The sequence below is a fragment of the Sphingobacterium zeae genome, assembly GCF_030818895.1.
Classification (GTDB): domain Bacteria; phylum Bacteroidota; class Bacteroidia; order Sphingobacteriales; family Sphingobacteriaceae; genus Sphingobacterium; species Sphingobacterium zeae.
Genome location: NZ_JAUTBA010000001.1, coordinates 580,965 through 604,872 on the forward strand (window position 1 = coordinate 580,965; position 23,908 = coordinate 604,872).

Consider the following 23,908-nt stretch of genomic DNA (forward strand, 5'->3'; position numbering starts at 1 on the left):
TCTTTGTTCGTAACTTAGATGAAAAACTTATGCAATCGTTACCGGGCATCACTTACGCTATCGAATGAGAGATTTGGCGTCCAATCCTTGAAAATATGCGGAATAGTAATGTTTTTTACTTCTCTATCCGTTAGGATATGACTCCATTTGACACGACTTTGTGACATGGAACCCGCTCCTTTACTGTTATATTCTGCAAAATACGCTGTCTTTTCGTTCGATTCCTTTCCCCAGTTGTGCCAGCCTTTGCTTTCTATAAATTCTGGTAGATTACAATTCATGAAAATTACTTTGGCATAAGGCCGCCAGGGCCGACCTAAGTAGAAACTATTTGTGTCTTTATTTCCTGTTACCTTGCAGTTGTTAAAAATATAGCCAAAGTCTGCTTGCTCTGGAGTTGCGGCGGCGGTAATATATCCGCTGTTTTTGCAATGGAGTTCGCAGTCCTCGAACCAAGCTGTGGACGCGCCGAAGATAAAATCCACCGTTCCTTCGATATAGCATTGAAAATAAAACTGCCTCGCACCTTTCCCATAGGTATACAAGGTGTCTTGAAAACCTAAAAAGCGACAATGGAGAAACAAGTTGCGATCGCCTGCTATCCAGGCTGCAACAGCCTGCCCCACGGGGCCAGATACGTTCTCAAAAGAGAGGTTTATAGCTGTAAAGTCATCGCCATAACAATAGAATGTTGCAGAGCCAGAGGTACCCATTTCTTCGCCAAAACGATTTTTCTTTTGTGCGTAATCATCGTAACTGATAACCGTTCGAAATTTATCTTCACCAATCAAGGTGACAAACTGCTTACTTCCCGGCACAATGATTTTTTCGCGATAGGTTCCATTTTTGATAAATATTTTAGTCTCCTTTTTTCGAAAATCAGGAACAGCATTGACGGCGTCTTGAACCGTAGTGAAATCTCCAGTACCATCCGCCGCCACGGTAAAGTCATAACGCTTTATGTCCACAGCAAAAAGAAAAAAAGGGATTAAAAAAAGAGAAAGTATAGTTGCTCGCATTCCAGATTGTTTAATTGGTGAATGAAATTACCAATATTAAAGCCTTCGTTAAAGAAAATCCCTCAAAATAAATGCGCAAACGTTATCGGTCACGTTTGCGGAAAGGTGTTAGCTGCTAAATTGTTTAGACGAAGGATAATTGTATTGCATATAAAAAGCAATTTCTCTAAGTTTGTTCAACAAATTGCTCAACATGGATATCCAATCACTCTATCAGATTTATAAACAGTATCCGAATATTACAACAGATACACGTAAAATTGGAAAAGATAGTATCTTTTTCGCTTTAAAAGGGGCTAATTTCAATGGCAATACGTTCGCCGAAAATGCGATTGAAATGGGCGCTAAATATGTTGTTATTGACGAAGATATTTACCAAAAAGATGAAAGGTATATTCTTGTTGATGATGTGCTTAGCACATTACAGCAGCTCGCGAATTATCACCGGCATCAATTGCATATTCCCATTATTGGCGTGACTGGTACGAATGGAAAAACAACAACCAAAGAGCTGTTATATGCAGTGGTTTCACAAAAGTTCAAGGCATATGCAACGAAAGGAAATTTAAATAATCACATTGGAGTTCCGTTAACTTTATTAGCAATAGACGATTCGATCGAACTGGCAATCATAGAAATGGGAGCAAATCATTTAAAAGAAATTGCTTTTTTATGTGGTATTGCCGAACCGACACATGGTTTGATTTCTAACGTTGGTAAAGCACATCTTGAGGGGTTTGGATCTTTTGAAGGTGTAAAGACAACCAAAGGCGAACTCTACGACTGGTTGCAGGATCATCAAGGTGTATTATTTTTGCAGGCGGACAATCCACATCTCAAGGAAATGGCTGCCGCCCGCCAGATAACCGATATTGTTACTTATGGTTTTTCGGAAAATAATCAGGTCATAGGGAAGCTTCTGAAAGCAAATCCTCTGTTGCAAATTGAATGGCAAAAGAAGGGTATGACCGACTCTTATGTAGTAAATACCCAATTAACAGGATCTTATAATACCGAAAATTTTCTAGCTGCTATTGCCGTAGGGCTGCATTTTGACATTTCTGCTGAAGCGATCAATCGGGGGATTGAAGGGTACACCCCAACGAACAATCGTTCTCAGGTGATGAAAACAGCACACAATACACTGATCTGCGATTATTATAATGCAAATGCAACGAGCATGTCCGCTGCACTAGATAATATCCGTATTATTGATGCAGCTAAGAAAGCAATTGTATTGGGAGATATGTTCGAATTGGGAGAAGAATCTTTTGAAGAGCATAAAAAAATTGTCGAAAACGTAAGATCTATCCCCGCTGATCGCAAGATCTTTGTTGGAAAAGAGTTTTTTGTGCATCGATACGAGGGGGGAGAGTTTTATGAAACTACTGCCGAAGCAAAACAAGCCATCCGTGACACGCCAGTAATGAACAGCACGGTTTTACTGAAAGCCTCAAGGGGCATGGCTTTTGAAAATTTAGTCGAATTATTGTAAGCTTACCTCACGTAAGATAGCAGCTGGATGGTACACCAGTGTCTTGCCCGTGCAAATGGGGATCATGCTAACTAAAATTAATAAAGCGACACGCGACATATTCTTGGGCCCACCGATTCCAGCAAAGCAATTTGGAAATAAATAGTTTTGTCATGTCAGGATTAAATAATGATCAAAATGAGCAAATTTCTTCGGCGGAGAAATGATGCTCATTCGGAAAAATGTACCTTTGTGGCTTATAATGAATAAAAAACGATTTTTTTTAGAAATAGCCTATTTTGGGCAGGCTTATCATGGTTGGCAGATTCAGAATAATGCAATTTCAGTGCAAGAAGTACTGAATAATGCGCTTGAAATCCTATTGCGGGAACCTATCGAAACAACCGGTGCTGGCCGCACAGATACCGGTGTTCATGCCAAACAATTGTATGCACATTTTGATGCTGTTCCTGTGGGCATTTTGCAAAAAGCAGATCGATTTATTCATTCACTCAATGCCCTATTGCCTTTTGATGTGGCAGTAAAGCGCTTGATTGACGTGGGGCCTGAAGCGCATGCACGTTTTGATGCGACACAAAGATCATATGAATACCACCTTCATTTTCATAAAGATCCTTTCTTATATCCCTATTCATGTTTTATGCGCGATCGCCCAGATGTAGAAAAGATGAATGAAGCGGCACAATTCTTATTAGGTAAGCAAGATTTCGAATGCTTTAGTAAGTCTCATACGCAGGTGTTTACAAATATTTGCGATATTCGTAGAGCAGAGTGGGTATGGCATAATGAGCAACAATTGGTTTTTCACATTTCAGCAGATCGTTTTTTGCGTAATATGGTGCGTGCTATTGTGGGCACATCGTTAGAAATCGGATTAAAGGGGAAGCCAATTTCGTTTATGCAAGAGGTAATTCAGAGCAAGAACCGAGGTAAAGCTGGCGTTTCCGTGCCGGCACATGGCTTGTATTTAACAGAAGTAGCATATCCTTATTTATAGTATTTAATACATATAGAATTTAACGTGAGTCAAGATAAAATAACTGGTAAAACCTACGATATCAATCTGGTAAAGCGCATGAGTCGCTATATGCGGCCGTATCATGTCGCATTTTGGATATCGGTCGTTCTAACGATATTATTAGCCGCTGTGGCGCCCGCTTTGCCCATGCTCATTCAGCATACACTAGATAACTACATTTTAAACTTCGATACAAGCGGATTATCTTTTATGTTGATAGCGATGTTGGCCCTGGTCATCCTGCAGACTTTGATCCGTTATTATCATACCCTAATGACGAATACCCTGGGGCAATCCGTAATTCGCGATATTCGAATTCAGGTATTTAATCACATCGTACAACTCAGACTGAAATATTTCGATCGTACGGCATTGGGGAAATTGATTACACGTACCATCTCTGATCTGGAAACCCTTTCAAATATTTTTTCTGAAGGGTTGATTCAAATTATTGGTGATCTATTGCAGCTGATTGTTATTCTGGTTGTCATGTTTTACTCCGACTGGAAACTGACATTGATTGTTTTGATTCCAATGCCTTTGATGGTGGGCGCGACTTATGTGTTTAAAGAGGCGATGAAGTCTGCTTTTATTGATGTGAGAAAATGGGTTTCCAACTTAAATACTTTTCTGCAAGAACACATTACGGGAGTCGGTATTATCCAGTATTTTGCGCGCGAAAAGCAAGAAATGGATAAGTTTAAGGAGATTAATGCACAACATCGAAATGCACATATCCGGACGAATTGGTACTTCTCCATCTTTTTTCCCGTTTTGGAAATTATCATGGCCATTGCCCTGGGCTTATTGGTCTGGTTCGGTTCCAAGCAGATTATGGGGGATGTGATCTCTCCAGGTGTCGTGGTCGCCTTTATCATGTATATCAATATGATCTTTAGACCCATCCGGGAGCTTATAGATAAGTTTAATACCCTTCAAATGGGTATGGTGAGCGCTGAGCGCATCTTTGAAGTGCTGGACACTAACGAAAAGACACCAAATTTAGGGACTTTGAAACCCCATCATATCAACGGAGAAATTACATTCAAACACGTTTGGTTTGCCTATAATGAAGAAAACTGGGTACTGAAAGATGTGAACTTCAATGTCAATCCAGGGGAGACTTTGGCTTTAGTGGGTGCTACTGGTGCCGGAAAGTCTTCTACGATCAACATTCTGAGCCGGTTTTATGAAATAAATAAAGGTGAAATTTTGTTGGATGGCCATAACATCCGCGATTATGATCTTGATTACCTGAGAAATACAATAGCAACGGTATTGCAGGATGTATTCCTTTTTTCAGATAGTGTTCTCAACAATATTACGCTCGGGGATCCTAGGATCTCTCGGGAGCAGGTAATTGAAGCCGCGAAAGAAGTTGGAGCGCATAATTTTATTATGCGGCTGCCTGGCGGCTATGATTATGATGTGAAAGAGCGGGGAGCAACTTTGTCTGCCGGACAGGCTCAGTTGATTTCTTTTATACGGGCACTGGTGCACGATCCCCGGATTCTTATCTTGGATGAAGCGACCTCTTCGGTGGATACCGAAACAGAAGAGCTAATCCAATATGCAATTGACAATTTAATGAAGGGGAGAACATCAATTGTTATTGCTCACCGCTTGTCCACCATTCAAAAGGCGGACAAGATTATTGTGTTGGATAAAGGCGAAATAAAGGAAATCGGAACACATCAAGAATTGTTATCTTTTGATGGTTATTACAAAAAACTATACGACTTGCAATTTCATTCCGCAGGAATTTAATTAAGCAATAATACTCTCTTTAGGAATAGTTTCTTCATCCTCAATACGTGTATTTGCTTTAATTTCGGAACCTCGTCCTACAAGAACATTTGATCCAATTGACACATTTGGTCCGATATTGACAAAATCTTCAATAATGGTATTACTTTCGATAACAGCAGAGCCCGAGATAACGCAGTGGTCTCCTATTTGCACATCAGGAGCGACAGAAGCGCCAGGAAGGATAATAGTACCCTCTCCGATTTCGGCTCTCTTTGATACGAAAGCTTTCGGATGTATGAGCGTCTTGTAGTTCCAGCCAGCATTTTCCGATACAATCCGTTGACGAAGACCCGGATTTTTGACTGCAATAAAGAACTCTTCTTCCCTTTCTTTACCTTGATGATGAAGTTGAACCTCATAATCGAATACATCTTCAATGAGCAGCGATTTGTCAATAAGACCACCAATATCAATCGCTAGGTCTTCTGCTACATCGACTGCAGTTTTTGCGTGGGCAGTTGCACCGTATATATATAACATATTTTTTTTCCGCAAAGATAAAGCTTTCTAAAAAGATGCTCTTTGGTATCCGGTAAAAAATTGCAACAAAATGTTGGCTTGATTGTTTTTCTACTGAAAGAGCTATAAAGTTGATTGTTTTTTCGGAAGCAATTATATTGCATATAAAGATCAATTTATCTAAGTTTGTTGCTATACAAAAATTAAACTATGATTCAACGTATCCAAACTGTTTATCTGCTGATAGCAGGATTAGTCATATTCGGCTTGTTTCTATTTCCCTATGTTAATTATAGCGATTTAGTGGGTTTAGGGAAAAATGTAAAAGTAACTGGCGTGTATGGTGTGGCTGCAGGCCAGTCTGTACATGAAGGGGGATTCGGGTATATCCTTCAGACTGTAGCAACCGTTTTGTTAGGAGGACTTCCGATATTTACGATATTTAAGTTTAAAAAACGTAAAGTCCAACTTTTGCTAATCTGGGTAGAGATTGTGGCGATTATACTATTTGCAATATGGTTATATTCATCTGCAAGTACCCATTTAGCTACAGTAAGCCAATTTTTGGGTGCTGGAAATATCGGCGTAGGCTTCTTTTTATTGCCAATTTCGATTATTTTCTGTGCGTTAGCCATGGGGGGCGTGCGTAAAGATGAAAAGTTAATCCGATCTGCGGATCGCTTACGGGCATAATTTTAAAATAATAGTACAATAATAATCAAAGCTACGGTCTTCGTAGCTTTTTTAAGTATATATGATATGAATGTTTTTGTTCGATATATTTCCATCTTCATACTTTTCCTTGGGGGCAGAATAGTACAAGCGCAGTCTGCAGATTCGTTGCTGGTTGTTGACGATATTCAGTTTGATGTCAAGGGATATTATGTAGATGAATCTAAGAAAGAATTGGTGATTAATCTATTTGCTATATCGTACAGTACTGATCCGAGGGAATATAAAATGAATACGTTTTCCACGCAAGTGTTCGATCAGAAAAAACAGCCCCATTTTTTTTCAAGGATCCAAATGGGCAATGTTTTGGTTAAGTTCGAAGATAAACAGAATTATCTGCATTATTTATTAGAAGAAGATAAGCCTGTGGATATACAGGTGGTTGTTAAGGATTGGAAGAAAACGGATAAGCCGCTTATGATCAAGCTAGTGTTTGAGAGCAGTACAGAAGAAGGCGAGTTTTTGGATGTTCCTATTCCATTAAAGAATTAGTTGATTGAGGCATCGTTCAAAAAAAAGCTTCGAAGTTATAACTTTGAAGCTTTTTTTATTTGGTCAATATTATCGATTATATCGGATCTGTTGCCTGTCCATCATGCCCATCTGATCTTTCATCATTTTGATCTGATCCGCCAATAATTTGTTTTTATCTGCTTTTTTCGCTTCTTGAAGAAGTTTTTCTGCTTCACGCTTATTGCGTTTTGCCATTGCTACCCCTGCTAGGCTTAATTTTGCTAAAGCAATATTATGGTCCATATGTAAACCTAAAGCCAATGCTTTCTTAAAATATTTTTCAGATTGCATGGGTGCACGTTGTGATTCGATCAGCCCAATCAGCATATTGTAGTAACCGTGCTGTTGTGGAATCAATTGCTTTTCGTAATTGGTGATTTTTCCTAGCCATTTTTCTGCTGCGACCATATTTTGTTTACGCATATGCCATTGCGCAATCAGCATATATTCATGGAAAAATACAGTAACGAAGCCTAAAATCGTGACGAAAATACCTAATATTCCCCAGCCCCAGTTCCCAGTCCAGAATAAGGCAACTGTTCCGATAAGCAATGCACTGCAAATAATGATTCTAACGAGATTTGACATAAATCTTTGTTTAAAATATTTTTATTCAATTTAATCTTGCAAATATCCGTTTATTTCACCGTTTAAGCAACTTGTTCAGGTGGTTATTTTGTAAAAATGTATTTTTATAGAAGTCAGCGGCCCTAAATTAGTTAGGCATCTCGAAAGAGAAAGGAGGGGGGCGGATAAATTTGCCTTTGTATTGAACTTTATCTATGTTTGAATTATGGAAAAGCAATATGATGATTCTTGGGCGCCTGTGTTAAAGCCGTTGTTCGCCCAACCTTATATGAAACAGTTGTCTACTTTTGTACAAGGGGAGCGTCGACAAAAGAAAGTGTTTCCACCGGCAGGTCTTGTGATGAATGCTTTTAAACTGACACCACTGGATCAAGTGAAAGTTGTCATCTTAGGACAAGATCCGTACCATAATGACGGACAGGCGCATGGTCTATCTTTTTCCGTTCCGGAAGGAATTGCGGTGCCGCCGTCCTTGAAAAATATTTTCAAGGAATTGCAAGATGACATACCTGGTTTTGTTGAGCCACAATCTGGTAATTTGACTTCTTGGGCCAAACAAGGAGTGCTGCTGTTGAATGCGACATTGACCGTAGAAGCGCATCGCGCAGCATCCCATCAAAAGAAAGGTTGGGAGATTTTTACAGACAGCATTATTCACGCCATTTCAGCGCATTGTGATCACGTCGTATTTCTATTGTGGGGAAGTTATGCCCAAAAGAAAAATGTGCTTATTGATCCGAAAAAACACCTTATCCTAAAGGCGGTACACCCCTCACCTTTATCTGTTTATCGCGGCTTTTTTGGTAGCAAGCACTTTTCGAAAGCAAACCAATACTTGGTTGCGCAGGGTAAAACTCCAATTGATTGGCGCCTGCTTTAAATTTTGCGAGGAGTTTCTTATACCATTGCCGATGTTCGCTTAGAAGAGTAAATGTTTTCTAAAGGTAAGCTGCCGGTAAAGATGTTTTTGATAGAGACTAGGTGTCTTTGCCTAATCATTCATATACCACTTAATATTCCAAAGGAATAATAGGCTCTTTTTTGCTTGTAGACATAATCATCATGGTTTGGAATGTCTTTACAAAAGGTATTTTGGATATTTTTTCCATAATAACACCTTCGTAAGCTTTGATATCTTTCACGTAAACTTTGAGGATAAAATCGCAATTTCCTGTAACGTGGTGGCACTCGGTGACTTCAGGTATCATTTTTACTGCGGCAACAAACTCCGGTATCGCATTGTGTGTATGGAAGTCGAGTGAAATTTGGATGAATGATTTGATTCCAAGGCCTAACTTCTCTTCGTCTACAAATGCATGATAACTTTTGATGAAGCCTGAATTTTCCAGCTTTCGCACACGTTCTAATGTTGGAGCGGGAGAAAGTCCAATGCTGGAAGCAAGCTGCAAATTTGTTATACGACCATTCTCTTGTAATAGTTTAAGAATTTTTAAATCAGTTTTGTCCGGTGCAAAGGGCATATCTTAAGTCTTAATAATCAATACTATTTGTAAATATACAAAATTAAATTTGGAAATTTGCAAATATACGAAATTATTGATGATTAATAGATTTTAGTTATATAATTAATATTGACTTATAACTTTAATTGATTGAAAATCATTTGACTGTCATAATCGATTGAAATGTGTTCATTTTAATTAAATAGAGTGACAAATATCATTTTTTATTAAAAATGCCAGCGTATAGCCGTATAAAATGCTGTTTTATTGGCTTTGAAATTGTAACTTTGCAGTTCGATAGGTGGGGAGGTGAAGCCCTCCCAAATTAGTTAAACCGTGAGAGCGCAATATGAGTACTAAAGACGACGATTTGTTAAAAGAGCTGGAGCTCGAAGAATATAAATACGGGTTCACGACAGATATCGAAATGGAAATTGCAGCCAAAGGCCTTAGTGAGGATACGGTGCGTTTTATTTCGGCAAAAAAGAATGAGCCTGAATGGTTATTGGAGTGGCGATTAAAAGCTTTCCGTCATTTCTTGACGTTGAAAATGCCTACTTGGCAGAATTTTAAAGCACCTGAAATTGATTTTCAAGAGATTTCTTACTACGCGGCTCCTAAAGCAAAACCACAGCTGAATTCGATGGATGAAGTTGATCCTGAGTTAATTGCTACTTTCGAAAAATTGGGTATTCCTTTGGATGAGCAGAAAGTGTTAGCTGGGGTGGTTGCCGTAGATGCTGTCTTTGATTCTGTATCCGTCAAAACAACGTTTCGTGAGAAGTTAAAAGAACAAGGAGTCATCTTCTGTTCGTTTGGTGAAGCTGTGCAAGAGCACCCAGAGTTGGTGAAAAAATATTTAGGCACAGTTGTCCCACAGACCGACAATATCTATGCGGCCTTGAATTCTGCTGTTTTCTCCGATGGTTCATTTGTTTATGTCCCAAAAGGAGTAAGATGTCCGATGGAATTATCGACCTATTTCCGTATCAATGCACAAAATACTGGACAATTTGAGCGTACGTTGATCGTTGCGGATGAAGGGGCTTATGTATCTTATTTGGAGGGATGTACAGCGCCTATGCGTGATGAAAATCAACTGCATGCTGCAGTCGTTGAACTGATTGCGGAACGCGATGCGGAGATTAAATATTCAACAGTACAGAACTGGTATCCTGGTGATAAGGATGGAAAAGGCGGGATTTATAATTTTGTGACTAAACGTGGAATCTGTAAGGGGGACAACAGTAAAATTTCCTGGACTCAGGTAGAAACTGGTTCTGCAATTACGTGGAAATATCCGGGGGTGATTTTAAAAGGTAATAACTCGATTGGTGAATTTTACTCTGTGGCCATGACGCGTAATTATCAGGTGGCCGATACAGGTACGAAAATGATTCATTTGGGTAAGAACACAAAATCTAAAATTGTCTCTAAAGGTATCTCTGCCGGTAAGAGCCACAACAGTTATAGAGGTTTGGTAAAGATTGGACCGAATGCAGACAATTCGCGCAATTTTACACAATGTGATTCCTTATTGATTGGTGATAAATGCGGAGCGCATACGTTCCCCTATATCGAAAATAGAAATAAGACGGCTAAGTTAGAGCATGAAGCGACTACTTCTAAAATTGGTGAAGACCAAGTATTCTATTTGAATCAGCGTGGTATAGATTCAGAAAAAGCTGTTGGTCTAATTGTCAATGGTTATGCGAAGGAAGTATTAAATCAGTTGCCGATGGAGTTTGCGGTAGAGGCTCAAAAATTATTGGCAATTTCATTAGAAGGTTCAGTAGGATAGATAAAAAATCATTGGAAATGTAGTTTAATAATACTGCATTGCACCATACTCAATACGAATAAAATGTTAAGCATTAAAAATTTACATGCGTCTGTAGAAGACAAACAAATATTAAAAGGGTTAAACCTAGAAGTAAAAGCTGGAGAAATTCACGCGATTATGGGGCCAAATGGTGCTGGTAAAAGTACTTTGGGCAATGTATTAGCGGGACGTGAATCGTATGAAGTAAGTGAAGGTTCGGCACTATTGGATGGTATAGATTTATTAGATCTTTCACCTGAGGATCGTGCGCGTGAAGGGCTGTTCTTGGCTTTTCAATACCCTATTGAAATTCCGGGTGTATCGAATATCAATTTCTTGAAAACAGCTGTAAATGATATCCGCGAATACAAAGGCCTTCCCCCTATGGAAGCAAAGGAATTTTTACAGATGGTTAAAGACAAGCAAAAACTAGTAGAGTTTTCAGCTAATTTAGCTAACCGTTCTTTAAACGAGGGGTTTTCGGGCGGTGAGAAAAAGCGTAACGAGATTTTTCAATTGGCCATGTTAAATCCAAAATTGTCTATTTTGGATGAGACCGATTCTGGTTTGGATATCGATGCACTACGTATCGTTGCAAACGGGGTGAATCAATTGCGCTCTAAAGCCAATGCTTTTATTGTGATTACACACTACCAACGTTTGTTGGATTATATCGTTCCAGATTTTGTTCACGTATTGTACAATGGCCGTATCGTGAAATCGGGACCTAAAGAATTGGCTTTGGAGCTCGAAGAAAAAGGATACGATTGGTTAAAAGAATATGATACACAAAACGCCTAATCTTTTACCTGAGTAAATAGGATTGGAAGAGAATTTTGGCGATTTGATTAAAAAATAACATGAGTACATTAGTTTCAGAATCATTACTTCAACAAGTGTTGGGAGCATACAGGGAGCAAGGCGTTTCGGACGAACCTTCGTTTTTTGTACAGGCCCGTCAACTTGCATTCGAGCGTTTCGAAGCAGCAGGCTTTCCCACCGTTAAGAATGAAGAATGGAAATATACAAACATCCACAGTATTATCAATAAGTCCTATGCGCTTGATGTTGATGTGGATATCGAAGGCTTAGACTTTAGTGCTGGTGAGATTCCTAAGCTGGATGCCTATCGCATTATCTTGGTAAATGGCCAATATGTATTGGCAGTAAGCGAACTAGAGAGTGTGAAAGGACTTTCGGTTGTTCCTATGGATGAAGCCGTGTCGGACCCTGCTTTTGAAGCGCATTTTGCCAAGTATGCCGATAAGTCAGACAATATTATGGTTGCGCTGAATACCGCTGCTTTCACGAATGGTGTTTTTATCCATGTAAAGAAAGGCGCCGTAATTGATAAACCAATTCAGATTATTCATGTCGCAACAGGCAAGGAAGATTTCTTTGCGCAAACACGTAATTTGATTGTTGTCGAACCAAATGCAGAGCTAGAGTTGATCGAAAGCTTCATCACTGCAGAAGGTACTGCAAATAACGTTCACAATAAGGTTTCTGAGATTATCGTCAAAGAGAATGCAAAGATGCAACATTATTATTTGCAACTCGCTGGATCTGTAAGCCGGTACTTTAATCATACAGAGGTACACCAAGAAAAATATAGCCTTTATAATAATTACAATTGTAATTTCCCTGGAGCACCATTTATTCGTAACAATATCAATGTACGTTTGGACGCAGAAAATGTGGAAAGTCATTTATATGGCATTAACTTAACTGCTGGAGATCAGCTGGTCGATAATCATACCGTTGTAGATCATCTTAAGCCGCACTGCGAGTCTTATGAATGGTATAAGAATATTACGCAGGATAAATCTGTAGCGGTTTTCAATGGGAAAATTTTCGTTCGCGAAGATGCTCAAAAAACCAATGCTTTTCAACAGAACAATAACATGTTGATGTCAGATAATTCCACTGTGTACACTAAGCCTCAATTGGAGATCTTTGCAGATGACGTAAAATGTTCGCATGGATGTACGATTGGTCAGTTTGACAACGAAGCGCTGTTTTATCTAAGAGCAAGAGGGATTGGTGAAGAATCTGCGCGTATCCTGTTGGTTCATGCATTTGCATTTGATGTAACCACACGTTTCTCTAACGAAGTTGTTCGGAAATATGTTGAAGAGCTTGTAGAGGAAAGTCTGAGAACAAGTTAAATCCATATTGGAATATATCGCTTTTAAAATATGGCGTTTACTAATGAAGTAGACGCCATATTTTTTTTATGCGACCGATGGAATCGTAGTCATTATATCAATTGACATTTTTCTTTTTGTTGTTTTTAGTTAGATGGAAGAGTTTCTAATTGTATTGAGAAGAAATGCCCAAAAGATGTTGTACATCGCGGGGTATATATGGTATGATCCATAGGAACCAAATTCGCCCTTCTCACTGTGTTACAACGGATCTTAGTCGGAGTTTTAACGTTACTTGTTCGCTTGTAACCGAAGAAGCACCGAGCAAGTACCGAAGAAGCACCGAGGAAGTGTCGAACCTGATACCTATTAGGTCTTTCTTTCCTCCCTAGATAGAATCACAATTGAAATTATACTTTCTTTGGTATCCGGTCGAAGTTGTGCTAATACTTCTTTTGTAAATTTTAAACTCAAATTTGGCAAGGAGAGAAACGATAAAGCGTTACTGGATGTAAATAGAAGGGAAAGGAGACTATTATTAAATGCAAAAAGCTTCCAAATTTTGGAAGCTTTTTTAGAGCGAAAGACGAGATTCGAACTCGCGACCCCAACCTTGGCAAGGTTGTGCTCTACCAACTGAGCTACTTTCGCGTTGATGCTACAAAAATAACGCATTCATTCCTATTCTGCAAGAGAAAAAGCAAAAAATGTTAACTTAAATCGATCGCATCAACGCAATTAATACCATCTATTGCAGCAGAAATGATACCTCCGGCATAACCAGCACCCTCACCACACGGATAAAGCCCCTTGACCTGAGGATGTTGTAAATCTTCTTTATTTCTAGGAATACGGATCGGTGAAGACGTACGGGATTCGACCCCAACCAAAATAGCTTCATTGGTGTAATAACCTTTCATCTTTTTGCCAAAGATAGGCAGGGCAGCTTGTAAGGCTTTGTGAACAAAAGACGGCAATACTTCGGTTAGGTCTGCGGAGGCTGTTCCGGGTTTGTAAGAATTCTCTGGTAGGTCGAAAGACACTCGTCCTTCGACGAAATCCACCATGCGTTGTGCTGGAGCGACCAGATTACCACCGCCTATCGCAAAAGCTTTTCGTTCAATCTCCTTCTGAAAATTGAGTAATGCAAACGGATCCGTTTGTGTGTTGGCGACATCCGCTAGGTTTATCTGGATAACAGTACCTGAATTAGCGTGCGGGTTATTTCGTTTAGATGGGGACCATCCATTGACAACAATTTCGTTTAAATCAGTCGCACAGGGAGCAATGACACCTCCAGGGCACATGCAGAAAGAAAATACACCACGGTCATTAACCTGTTCCACCAAGCTGTAATAGGCAGGCGGCAAATGCTCGCTTCTAACCTGACAGTGGTACTGTGCCTGATCAATAATTGTCTGTGGATGCTCGATGCGCACTCCTAAAGCAAATGGTTTGGCTTCAATCAGCCAATTATTACGGTGGAAAAGCTCGAAAATATCGCGAGCAGAGTGCCCTGTCGCTACGATAACGTGATCGGCTTTGATGTGTTCGCCACTGGCTAACTTAACGCCACGAACCTGCCCAAAAGATTCTAAAATGTCGTCCACACGCTGGTCAAAGTGAAATTCACCACCAAACTCAAGGATACTGTCGCGCATGGCTTCAATAATATGCGGTAGTTTGTTTGTGCCAATGTGTGGTCGGGCATTGACTAGAATATCTGTGGTGGCACCATGAGAGACAAAAAGCTTGAGCACTTTGTCTACATCCCCCCTTTTATTGGAACGTGTATATAGTTTTCCATCCGAGTATGTCCCTGCGCCACCTTCACCAAAGCAGTAATTCGATTCGGGATTCACAATGCCTTCACGGTTCAGCTTCGCAAGATCACGTCTACGGTCCTGTACTTTCTTACCACGCTCAATGACAATTGGTTTGAGGCCACGTTCAATGCAGCGGATCGCAGCAAATATACCAGCAGGCCCTGCGCCTACAATGATAACTGATTTTCCATCTTTGACCGACTTGAAATTATTTTCGTAGATTTCAGGGATAGGCAGTTCATCGATGTAGTAAATAATGCGGGTGCGGTAGACTACCTGCCTACTGCGGGCATCAATTGAACGTTTTCTGATTTTGTATCCTTTGATTTGCTGGGGTTGAACGCGTAGGGTTTTTATACCTTGTTGTAGAATATAGTGTTCATCCTCCATTTTTTCAGGTGGTATCGCAATTTCGATTTCTTTTTGCATAGTATAAGGGGCTGGGTTTTTATCCCAAAACCGATACAAAGTTAATGAATATTGACTATTTGGGGATTTGGAAATAAAAATATTCTTATCTTAGTAAGAGCTTGGTATATGCTTTGATAGTGTAACCGTATAATTTGAATAGTATTTAATTCTTTGAACAATGAAAATTAAAAGATTTTTGGTCGCCCTATGTGGTTTATTTGCATTAGTATCCTTAAACTCCTGCGGCTATAATACAATGGTCTCGCAGGATGAAAATGTTAAAGGAAAATGGGCGCAAGTTGAAAATGCGTATCAACGTCGTGCGGATCTTGTTCCGAATTTGGTCAATACCGTAAAAGGTGCAGCAAAGCATGAAGAAAGTACCTTGACCGCAGTGGTCGAGGCAAGAGCTAAAGCAACCTCTGTAACGATTAATGCTGATGATCTGTCTGAAGAAAATATCGCTAAATTTCAAAAAGTTCAAGACGAATTCAGTGGCTCATTGAGTCGCCTTTTGGCTTCCGTTGAGGCTTATCCTGACTTGAAGGCGAACCAAAACTTTTTGGAACTTCAAGCGCAATTAGAAGGTACTGAAAATCGTATTTCGACAGAACGTAGAGCCTATAATGAAGCTGTACAGCAATATAACACAACAGTACGTAGCTTTCCCAACAATTTAATGGCCGGCATGTTTGGATTTAAGGCAAAAGGTACATTTACTGCTGCCCCAGGTTCGGATAAAGCACCAACGGTATCATTCTAAGCAAATTGACAGCAATGAATGGGATGATGGATGATGCGGCTTTCGTAGAAGCTCATCATCCATTTTTTTTCGTTTTTTAATTAAGAAATATTTTTTGGACATCGATCAACCCTTTGGTGTCTCATCAAAGAATACACATGTACATATAGATTATGGCTTTAAATTCTGAAGAACAAGACAAAATCGTCCACGCCATTAATGTGGCCGAAAATGAGACTTCCGGTGAAATTCGTGTGGTAGTAGAAAATCATTGCCCCGATGAGGTACATGATCGCGCAACTTATTATTTTTCCAAATTAGGCATGCATAAAACAGTATTGAAAAACGGTGTCCTTATTTATATCGCGTTGGAAGATCACAAGTTTTCCATTATTGGAGATAAAGGAATACACCAGCGCGTGGAAAGTGATTTTTGGAACAGTACCAAAGATCTGATGGTGGCTGAGTTTAGGGAGGATCGTATTGTTGAGGGCTTGGTTAGCGGGATCGAACATGCAGGCAAACAGTTGGCAAGATTCTTTCCCCGAGAGCATGATGATATCAATGAACTGCCCAATGATATCGTGTTTGGGGATCGTTAATCGTCAATTAGCAGGCAACAGCAACGCACCTACTGCTTGTGGCATAAATGAATAAATATAAATAGCCCCGAAATTTCGAGGTTTACCGATTGCCGATAGAAGCACGAAGAATTGCTTAAGGCGCACAAAAAAAAATAGGATGAAATTTGTATTGAAATTATTTTCCCTGATTCGAATACCTGCTATGGCAATATTGCTTTGCACATTGTCGATAGCCTCCGTATTGGGCCAAGATTTCCCGGAAGCACCAAACAGACTTGTCAATGATTATACCAATACGTTGACAGCGAATCAAAAGCAATTATTGGAACAAAAGCTACTGGCTTTTGAGGATTCTACATCCACGCAAATCGCGGTGGTTATGATGAATTCTACGGGAGGCTATGATATTTCTGATTACGCAGTACGATTAGCGAAGAAATGGGGAATTGGCAATAAAAAATACAACAACGGTATTTTATTGTTGGTCGCACTTGGGGATCGCGCGGTGACCATTCAGACTGGATATGGGATAGAGGGAGCTGTTCCCGACGCGATTGCCTACCGCATTATCGAGAATGATATTAAGCCTGCATTTCGCCGAAGAGATTATTACAAGGGAGTGGATGACGCTACCAGTTCCTTAATATCCTATACCAAGGGTGAATACAAAGCTGATCCAAAGCAACCAAAAGGAAAAGGCTCGGGATCTGTTATGTTTGTCATCATTATTGTGATCATCTTGATCGTTATTTTTTCGAATCGCGGCGGCGGTGGTGGCGGTGGCCGGCGTGTCATGAATGGGCGCGGTGCTTCTGATGTGTTTTGGTGGACATTGCTGAGTGGCCTTGGCGGCGGTGGTGGACGAAGTGGTGGCGGCGGATTCGGTGGTGGATCGGGCGGTGGATTTGGCGGTTTCGGCGGTGGTGATTTTGGCGGTGGCGGTGCATCTGGCCGTTGGTAACATCTTTGCTAAAAAATGTTAAATAGCGCTTCCATGAACTGGAAATGTTTTACATTTATGTGGAGTATATAATTATGAAAAAGAGAATATTAATGGGTTTAAGCTTTTTACCAGCCTTATTAATGGCGCAAGAAAGCTACACCGTGACAGGGAAAGTAAACGCGACGTCGGACAAAGCGAAGGTGTTTATGCAATACATTACCAATGCGACCCGGCAGACAGATTCTGCGATGGTCGTAAAAGGTGAGTTTAAGTTCAATGGGCAGGTGACCTCACCAACCAAAGGTATGATGATCTATTCACCAGAAGGCTTATCTTTCGCTGAACTTAGAAATAGTCAAAAGCAGCCTGAAACGGCACAGCTATATCTTTCTAAGGGAGTTATCAAAGTCGATGCAACTAAAGGGTTTAAAGATGCGACTATTTCGGGTACAACGCTTAACGACGATCTTATGCAGTATAAGGCTTTTGTAAAACCTTATTCGGACGCATTCGAAGCGTTGAATCAACAGTATTATGCTGCTTCTGATACTCAAAAACAGGATCCTACTTTCATCGAAGGTTTGCAAAAGCAAGCTGGTGAGATTTCTGAAAAAATGGAAAAATCAGATGCAGAATTTATAAACAAAAATCCGAAGAGCTGGTATACATTGGATTTATTGTCCGACAATCTCAATGGGGAGAATGTTACTGAATATGTAACTTCTTTCGAGAAATTGTCTCCTGAATTGAAAAGTTCCGAAAAAGGGAAGGAGTTGGCTGATCGCATTCAGAAATTGAAAGCCGTGGCTGTTGGTGCAATAGCACCGGACTTTACGTTGCCGGATACCACAGGAAAAAATATTTCCTTATCATCTTTAAGAGGTAAATATGTCTTGTTGGACTTTTGGGCGAGCTGGTGCGGTCCTTGCCGTCACGAGAACCCGAACGTGGTCGCAGCCTTCAATAAGTTTAAAGATAAAGGGTTTACGGTATTTGGTGTATCTTTAGATAATCCTGGTAAAAAGGATGCCTGGGTGAAAGCCATCCATGATGATAATTTACAGCAATGGCCGCATGTTTCAGACTTACAAGGCTGGAAATCTGCTCCGGTCAAATTATATGAAGTGCGTGGTATTCCACAAAACTTCCTGATCGATCCGTCGGGCAAAATTGTCGCATCAAATCTAAGAGGTGAAGCTTTGGAAGCTAAGCTGGCTGAATTGCTGAAATAACTCAATTCGTTTTCGGCCGCCATTAGGCCTTTAATAGCCCCTAATTGTTAAACTCATGTGATATGAGGATGCAATTAGGGGTTTCTTCTTAAGGGAACAAAAAAATTATAATAATGAATAAAATAGTATTTCTGAGTATATTTTTGTGGAGTGTGATTGCCTAGTGTAGTGGTGATGAAGATAAGGGTATTCCTGTTGTGAACTTAGAAGCACTTCATGCCATTTCTCTGGATCATTCTATTGATCAATTGGCGAAGGACACTACCTTTATTGACGTTACACTTCCGCCAAATGCCAGAATCGATCAGCTCTCCCAAGAAGAACTGGGAAAGCTAAAAGCTGCTGCCTATCGCTTTTATCAGCATGTCACCTTAGAAGATAATCAATATCGGGTTAACCTTAAAAGCCCTGAGGTTTTACACTTATCTGATCAGGTGGTTAGAGCCTATGAACAGGCTATCAGTAATACGAATCATTTCGCTGACTCGATGGCAAAAGCAGGTCAGGCCATACAATTGCCCCCTGTATCTGAGCAATACCTAAATAATTTGCTTAAGTAGTAGTTTTTATAAGATCGTGTGCTATAGTTCGTTTTGTGCTAATAAAGCGAAAGAGTTTAAAAGTCAAGTAAGTTTCTTTTATAGCTGCAATAGTGTTTTGTGGAGATCTGTATAAAGTCAAAAAAAACGTGGCTGTCCAAAATGTTGGACAATCCACGTTTTTTTTGTATGAAGTTGAGACTAAACGATATCTTTTACAGCGAAAGGATCTCGATGATACGCAGCAGATCTTCGTTCATTTTTACATGGTGTTTAATGGCGCTTTTAAAAGGAGTAAATCTTACCTCACTGCAGATTAGTCCGGCCATTTCACCTCTGCGGCCTTGTAGTAAAGCCTCAACGGCAGCTACGCCAAGCCTGCTAGCTAAGACACGATCCATACATGTTGGACTTCCACCACGTTGAATATGTCCTAAAATAGAAAGCCTAACATCGTAATGTGGGAAATTTTCCTTGATTTTTTCTGATACAACCATACCCCCTTCTTTATCACCTTCAGCAACGATAATGATACGGGATGATTTATTTTTACGCGTCTTGTCGAGCCTTTTCATGATTGCGTCATAGTCCACTTCAAACTCAGGAACCAAGACTGCTTCTGCGCCGGTACTGATTCCTGAACGGACGGCAATAAGACCTGAATCGCGTCCCATTACTTCTATTACAAATAGAGCCTATCGTGAGACTCGGCAGTATCGCGAATTTTGTCTACAGCTTGGATAACAGTATTAATGGCTGTATCATAGCCAATAGTAAAGTCTGTGCCGGCCAAATCATTGTCAATCGTGCCTGGAAGGCCAATAATAGGAAAATCAAATTCTTCAATAAATTTGGATGCGCCCGTAAATGTACCATCCCCGCCGATAACCACCATGGCATCAATACCGTGGCTGCGTAAGTTTTCATAAGCCTGTTTACGTCCCTCTGTCGTTTTAAAGGCTTCGCTACGGGCAGTTTTAAGGATAGTGCCGCCACGTTGTATGATATTCGCTACAGATTTGGCATCCATAGGGACAATCTCTCCATTAACAAGACCATCATAACCTCTTCTTACGCCAAATACTTCAAGATTATTGTAGATTCCCGCCCTAACAACAGCACGGATACCAGCATTCATTCCTGGAGCATCTCCTCCAGATGTCAAAACAGCAATTTTTTTAATGTTACTCATACGTACTCAAACTTAGCTATTTTCAAGCGTATATACAATTATATTTCCTTTATTAGCTCTATCGCCAATCATGCTATTGGCAACTGGTAATGGCTTTTTTAAACCGTTTTATTTCGGGTTAAGCTAAAGATAATGCAAATTTAATAATTACCTATCTGATCATGTATGCTATTCTTGTCGAATCTCCCCAATCGTATACGGACTATTTCTTTGCCTTAAAAGCGTCAATTCCACTTTGAAGGAAAGCAATATATTCTGTAACGTTATAGTTTGCACCTGTTTTCGGGACCAATACGGTTCCGGATGAATCGACGATCACGTATAGTGGTTGCGAATTGCTGTCGAAAGTCGAGGCTTGGAAATCACTGTTTTTATTTCCTATCGTTTTTATCTTTTTCCCACTGTATTTTGAAATAAACTGCTCACTTTCTGGTAATTTGGTTTTGTCATCGACAAATAATTCAGCCATAATAAACTCTTCCTTTAATAGTTTGGCAACTGCGGGATCAGTCCATACATTGGCTTCCATTTTTCGACAATTAACACAATTCCAGCCTGTGAAATCAATGAGTACCGGCTTATTTTGCTCTTTTGATGCTGCTAGAGCTTCCTCATAATCGTAATAAGGATCAAAACCTTTTGGCGTGCCCCGTTCATGAAATATTTCAGCGTATTTTTTGACCTTACCATCACTATGCGTTGGTGAACTGCCTACTCCAGTAGACAGGTCAAAATCCTGAGTTGCCGAAGGGGGAAGGAATGCCGAAATGGATTTCAATGGCGCACCCCATAATCCGGGTACCATATAAATGACGAAAGCGAATACAATGACGGCCAAGATGGTTCTTGGTACAGAAAGAAATTTTAGTTCACTGTCATGGGAAAACTTAATTTTTCCAATAAGATATAATCCCATCAGGCCAAAGATAGCAATCCATAGCGATAAGAATATTTCTCTATCTAACCAATTCCAATGGTAAGCCAGATCTACATTTGAAAGGAACTTTAAGGCTAGTGCGAGTTCTAAGAAGCCGAGTACGACCTTTACCGAATTTAGCCATCCGCCCGATTTGGGGAGGGATTTTAGCATCGATGGGAACATCGCAAATAAACCAAAAGGAATAGCAAGTGCTATGGAGAAACCGAGCATACCGATTGCGGGAGCTAGGCGCTCTCCTTTTGAGGCAGCCTCTACCAATAGCGTTCCAATAATGGGGCCGGTACAGGAGAACGATACCAGGGAAAGGCTAAAGGCCATAAAGAAGAGACCTACTATGCCGCCCTTATCGGATTTGGCATCCATCTTATTGACGAAAGAGCTCGGTAAAGTGATTTCAAAGGCACCAAAAAAAGACGCGGCAAAAACAACCAATAACAGGAAGAATAAGAAATTAAATATCCCATTTGTCGATAAAGCATTTAACGCGTCGGAGCCGAAGGAAATGGTTATAATCATTCCTAAAGCGACATAGATGACAATGATGAAGAGGCCATAAAGTAATGCCTTGCTGATACCGCTAGTTCGACTTCCTGCCTGTTTCGTAAAATAACTCACCGTAAGGGGCAGCATTGGAAATATACAGGGCATAAGTAGTGCTGCAAAACCTCCTACTAATCCGGCAATAAATATGCTCCAAAGTGATTTCTTTCCCGTTTCTGGATTGCCTGAGGAGGCGTTTATTTTAGCTGGCGCGGCTTTACTGCTATCCTGGCTAACCATCGTGTCGGGTGAGGCTGTAAAATTAAGGTCTTCCGGTACTGCTTCAACTGCATTAGATGTGTCCGGTGATGATTCAAATTGAAGTCCCTCTGTACTTGCTAAACTATCTTGTGTCGATGCAAGCGTCGCTGTTGTTAACGAAAGACTGAAAAGAGCAATCAGAAGTAAAATGAATGTATTTTTTAACATGCGTATGTATTTCAGATGTTAGGTTCAAAAATAAAAAAAGGCGATGAGAATCGCCTTATTAATTTATCCTTATAGAATCATTTTTACTATTTGATTGTCACAGCAAAAGCATATTCATCTGGAGGAAGACATTGTGAAGCATCACATGCTTGCCACTCGACTGTACCTTTAACTGTTGCAGTACCTTTGTTTAACGTTACTTTTTGTTGAAATATCACTTCATTTGTAAAGTAACCTACATCCATTTTAAATACGTCTTCATGTTTCACTTTTGGTTTTGGCTCAGCAGTTTTACCAACTAAGGTATAATCAGCCGCTTTAGCAAAAGTGAAAGAAGTTGGGATTGGTCCACCATCCTTTATATTTTGTGAATAAATGTGCCATCCATTTTGGATGGTAGCTTTTACATATACGACAGCTTCTTTGTTATTTAACTTTTTGCTGGCCACTGTCCATTTTACTGGTTTGTGAATTTGAGCGAATGCTCCTGTAACTGCAAAAATCACTGCAGTCATTAACAGTATTAATTTTTTCATCAGACTTTAATTTGTTCTTTCTTTTTCCGCTACAATTATTGCAGTGTGTTATTTTTATTAGATACGCTGGGTGAATAAAGGTTTAATCACGCTTTTGACAAAGTTAGAACAAAGCTTTGATATTTCTAAAAATGGGTTATGCCTTTTTTTGTAAAGATTAAGAGATAAGATGCGTAATCTCTTTGATATCAAATTCTTGTAATCGGTTATCTAATAAAATCTTTAGTTTACCTTCGGCAGATACCTGCTGAATAATGCCCTTTTGCTCGCTTCCAGCGATTAAAAATGGTTTTTCTTCGCCTTTCCAGAATAATAATTCGTTGTATTTGTTTAGCTGATGGTGGGATCCTTTGTGAAAGAGATTCAAATATTCCAGTTGTATCATTAGATACAGCTCACGCGCTAAATCCTTTATGTCGTAATCGGTTCGATCGGTTAGGCATGCTAAAGAGGTTATTGTTGATGTTGTGTCAAAATTAGTTTGATTGATATTTATACCGATTCCTATGATGGCGCTATTGATATTATGGCCTTTTAATGTATTTTCTATTAAAATACCGGCTATTTTCTTTGAATTGACGTAAATATCATTGGGCCATTTTACGGCGACAGGCTGCTCAACTTTGGTTTTCAACCAGTTGGCGGTGGCAATGGCGATAGTAGCCGAAAGTGAGAATTGTTGGGCTATTGGTAAGAAATAGGGCCTTAAAAGGATAGATGTCGTGAGATTTTTCTTTGGTTCACTGATCCATAAGCTTCCTCGCTGGCCTTTACCTTGAAACTGTTCTTCTGCTAAAATGGCAGTCCCTTCCGCTAGTGGCTTGAATTTTGACAATAATTCCCTGAGATAATCGTTTGTAGAGGCGACTTTGTCAAGATATATTGTATTTTGGCCGATGATAAGTCCCGAAATATTGTTATTTTGCAAA

At 39.9% G+C, this 23,908-nt stretch carries 22 protein-coding genes, 1 tRNA gene and 1 pseudogene; 14 read left to right on the forward strand and 10 right to left on the reverse strand.

Annotation, left to right across the window (positions count from 1 at the left end; all coding sequences use genetic code 11):
• Positions 1–38: 38 nt before the first annotated feature.
• Complete coding sequence (locus QE382_RS02525; protein WP_307184552.1) at positions 39–1,019, reverse strand: pectinesterase family protein; 981 nt, start codon at positions 1,017–1,019, stop codon at positions 39–41.
• 193 nt (positions 1,020–1,212) lie between these two features.
• Here QE382_RS02525 and QE382_RS02530 point away from each other — a divergent pair, with 193 nt between their 5' ends.
• From QE382_RS02530 to QE382_RS02540, 3 genes are all read left to right on the forward strand, one after another.
• Positions 1,213–2,514 carry a UDP-N-acetylmuramoyl-tripeptide--D-alanyl-D-alanine ligase gene (locus tag QE382_RS02530; protein ID WP_307184553.1) on the forward strand — a complete coding sequence of 434 codons (1,302 nt, stop codon included), beginning with the start codon at positions 1,213–1,215 and terminating at the stop codon, positions 2,512–2,514.
• 241 nt (positions 2,515–2,755) lie between these two features.
• Positions 2,756–3,511, forward strand: a complete 756-nt coding sequence (gene truA, locus QE382_RS02535) for a tRNA pseudouridine(38-40) synthase TruA (RefSeq protein WP_307184554.1) — start codon at positions 2,756–2,758, stop codon at positions 3,509–3,511.
• 24 nt (positions 3,512–3,535) lie between these two features.
• Complete coding sequence (locus QE382_RS02540; RefSeq protein ID WP_307184555.1) at positions 3,536–5,299, forward strand: ABC transporter ATP-binding protein; 1,764 nt, start codon at positions 3,536–3,538, stop codon at positions 5,297–5,299.
• Here QE382_RS02540 and QE382_RS02545 read toward each other — a convergent pair whose 3' ends face one another.
• Positions 5,300–5,821 (reverse strand): PglD-related sugar-binding protein, encoded by a 522-nt coding sequence (locus QE382_RS02545; protein WP_307184556.1) that lies wholly within the window; start codon positions 5,819–5,821, stop codon positions 5,300–5,302.
• A 189-nt stretch (positions 5,822–6,010) separates the two neighbouring features.
• Between QE382_RS02545 and QE382_RS02550 the strand changes: the two genes are divergently transcribed.
• Both QE382_RS02550 and QE382_RS02555 read left to right on the forward strand, forming a co-directional pair.
• Positions 6,011–6,493 carry a DUF4293 domain-containing protein gene (locus tag QE382_RS02550; RefSeq protein WP_209578370.1) on the forward strand — a complete coding sequence of 161 codons (483 nt, stop codon included), beginning with the start codon at positions 6,011–6,013 and terminating at the stop codon, positions 6,491–6,493.
• Positions 6,494–6,559: 66 nt separating this feature from the next.
• Entirely contained in the window at positions 6,560–7,024 is a 465-nt protein-coding gene (locus QE382_RS02555) for a hypothetical protein (RefSeq protein ID WP_307184557.1), read from the forward strand.
• A gap of 69 nt (positions 7,025–7,093) precedes the next feature.
• On the opposite strand, the gene QE382_RS02560 is transcribed toward QE382_RS02555, so the two are convergent.
• The gene (locus QE382_RS02560; RefSeq protein ID WP_209578373.1) at positions 7,094–7,633 is read right to left on the reverse strand and encodes a tetratricopeptide repeat protein; all 540 of its coding nucleotides are present in this window, start codon (positions 7,631–7,633) and stop codon (positions 7,094–7,096) included.
• Positions 7,634–7,838: 205 nt separating this feature from the next.
• On the opposite strand from QE382_RS02560, the gene ung reads away from it, so the two are divergent.
• Positions 7,839–8,513: a uracil-DNA glycosylase gene (ung, locus tag QE382_RS02565; RefSeq protein WP_307184558.1), complete on the forward strand. Its 675-nt coding sequence runs from the start codon at positions 7,839–7,841 to the stop codon at positions 8,511–8,513.
• 130 nt (positions 8,514–8,643) lie between these two features.
• On the opposite strand, the gene QE382_RS02570 is transcribed toward ung, so the two are convergent.
• Positions 8,644–9,114, reverse strand: coding sequence for an Lrp/AsnC family transcriptional regulator (locus QE382_RS02570; RefSeq protein WP_046673117.1), 471 nt, complete (start codon positions 9,112–9,114; stop codon positions 8,644–8,646).
• Positions 9,115–9,445: 331 nt separating this feature from the next.
• Between QE382_RS02570 and sufB the strand changes: the two genes are divergently transcribed.
• The 3 genes from sufB to sufD all read left to right on the forward strand — a co-directional run bounded on the left by sufB (position 9,446) and on the right by sufD (position 13,086).
• Positions 9,446–10,897: a Fe-S cluster assembly protein SufB gene (gene sufB / locus QE382_RS02575; protein WP_293957259.1), complete on the forward strand. Its 1,452-nt coding sequence runs from the start codon at positions 9,446–9,448 to the stop codon at positions 10,895–10,897.
• A 63-nt stretch (positions 10,898–10,960) separates the two neighbouring features.
• The gene (gene sufC, locus QE382_RS02580; RefSeq protein ID WP_307184560.1) at positions 10,961–11,719 is read left to right on the forward strand and encodes a Fe-S cluster assembly ATPase SufC; all 759 of its coding nucleotides are present in this window, start codon (positions 10,961–10,963) and stop codon (positions 11,717–11,719) included.
• A gap of 59 nt (positions 11,720–11,778) precedes the next feature.
• Positions 11,779–13,086 carry a Fe-S cluster assembly protein SufD gene (gene sufD / locus QE382_RS02585; protein WP_307184561.1) on the forward strand — a complete coding sequence of 436 codons (1,308 nt, stop codon included), beginning with the start codon at positions 11,779–11,781 and terminating at the stop codon, positions 13,084–13,086.
• 557 nt (positions 13,087–13,643) lie between these two features.
• Here sufD and QE382_RS02590 read toward each other — a convergent pair.
• Both QE382_RS02590 and QE382_RS02595 read right to left on the reverse strand, forming a co-directional pair.
• Positions 13,644–13,716 (reverse strand) — tRNA-Gly (locus tag QE382_RS02590).
• Positions 13,717–13,775: 59 nt separating this feature from the next.
• Positions 13,776–15,320 carry an NAD(P)/FAD-dependent oxidoreductase gene (locus QE382_RS02595; protein WP_307184562.1) on the reverse strand — a complete coding sequence of 515 codons (1,545 nt, stop codon included), beginning with the start codon at positions 15,318–15,320 and terminating at the stop codon, positions 13,776–13,778.
• A 166-nt stretch (positions 15,321–15,486) separates the two neighbouring features.
• Here QE382_RS02595 and QE382_RS02600 point away from each other — a divergent pair, with 166 nt between their 5' ends.
• The 5 genes from QE382_RS02600 (at position 15,487) to QE382_RS02620 (ending at position 19,363) form a co-directional block, all read left to right on the forward strand.
• Positions 15,487–16,065 (forward strand): LemA family protein, encoded by a 579-nt coding sequence (locus tag QE382_RS02600; protein ID WP_209578555.1) that lies wholly within the window; start codon positions 15,487–15,489, stop codon positions 16,063–16,065.
• Positions 16,066–16,217: 152 nt separating this feature from the next.
• Positions 16,218–16,646: a TPM domain-containing protein gene (locus QE382_RS02605; protein ID WP_307184563.1), complete on the forward strand. Its 429-nt coding sequence runs from the start codon at positions 16,218–16,220 to the stop codon at positions 16,644–16,646.
• Between the two features lie 139 nt (positions 16,647–16,785).
• Positions 16,786–17,589 carry a TPM domain-containing protein gene (locus QE382_RS02610; RefSeq protein WP_307184564.1) on the forward strand — a complete coding sequence of 268 codons (804 nt, stop codon included), beginning with the start codon at positions 16,786–16,788 and terminating at the stop codon, positions 17,587–17,589.
• Positions 17,590–17,663: 74 nt separating this feature from the next.
• Positions 17,664–18,803, forward strand: a complete 1,140-nt coding sequence (locus QE382_RS02615) for a TlpA disulfide reductase family protein (protein ID WP_307184565.1) — start codon at positions 17,664–17,666, stop codon at positions 18,801–18,803.
• 197 nt (positions 18,804–19,000) lie between these two features.
• Positions 19,001–19,363, forward strand: a complete 363-nt coding sequence (locus QE382_RS02620) for a hypothetical protein (RefSeq protein ID WP_307184566.1) — start codon at positions 19,001–19,003, stop codon at positions 19,361–19,363.
• Between the two features lie 194 nt (positions 19,364–19,557).
• Here QE382_RS02620 and pfkA read toward each other — a convergent pair.
• The 4 genes and pseudogenes from pfkA to QE382_RS02640 all read right to left on the reverse strand — a co-directional run bounded on the left by pfkA (position 19,558) and on the right by QE382_RS02640 (position 23,907).
• Positions 19,558–20,534 (reverse strand): annotated as a pseudogene (gene pfkA, locus QE382_RS02625) (6-phosphofructokinase).
• Positions 20,535–20,736: 202 nt separating this feature from the next.
• On the reverse strand, positions 20,737–22,443 hold the full coding sequence (locus QE382_RS02630) for a protein-disulfide reductase DsbD family protein (RefSeq protein ID WP_307184567.1): 1,707 nt from the start codon (positions 22,441–22,443) through the stop codon (positions 20,737–20,739).
• 86 nt (positions 22,444–22,529) lie between these two features.
• Positions 22,530–22,979, reverse strand: a complete 450-nt coding sequence (locus tag QE382_RS02635; RefSeq protein WP_307184568.1) for a protein-disulfide reductase DsbD N-terminal domain-containing protein — start codon at positions 22,977–22,979, stop codon at positions 22,530–22,532.
• 157 nt (positions 22,980–23,136) lie between these two features.
• Positions 23,137–23,907: a biotin--[acetyl-CoA-carboxylase] ligase gene (locus tag QE382_RS02640; protein WP_307184569.1), complete on the reverse strand. Its 771-nt coding sequence runs from the start codon at positions 23,905–23,907 to the stop codon at positions 23,137–23,139.
• Position 23,908 lies beyond the last annotated feature (1 nt).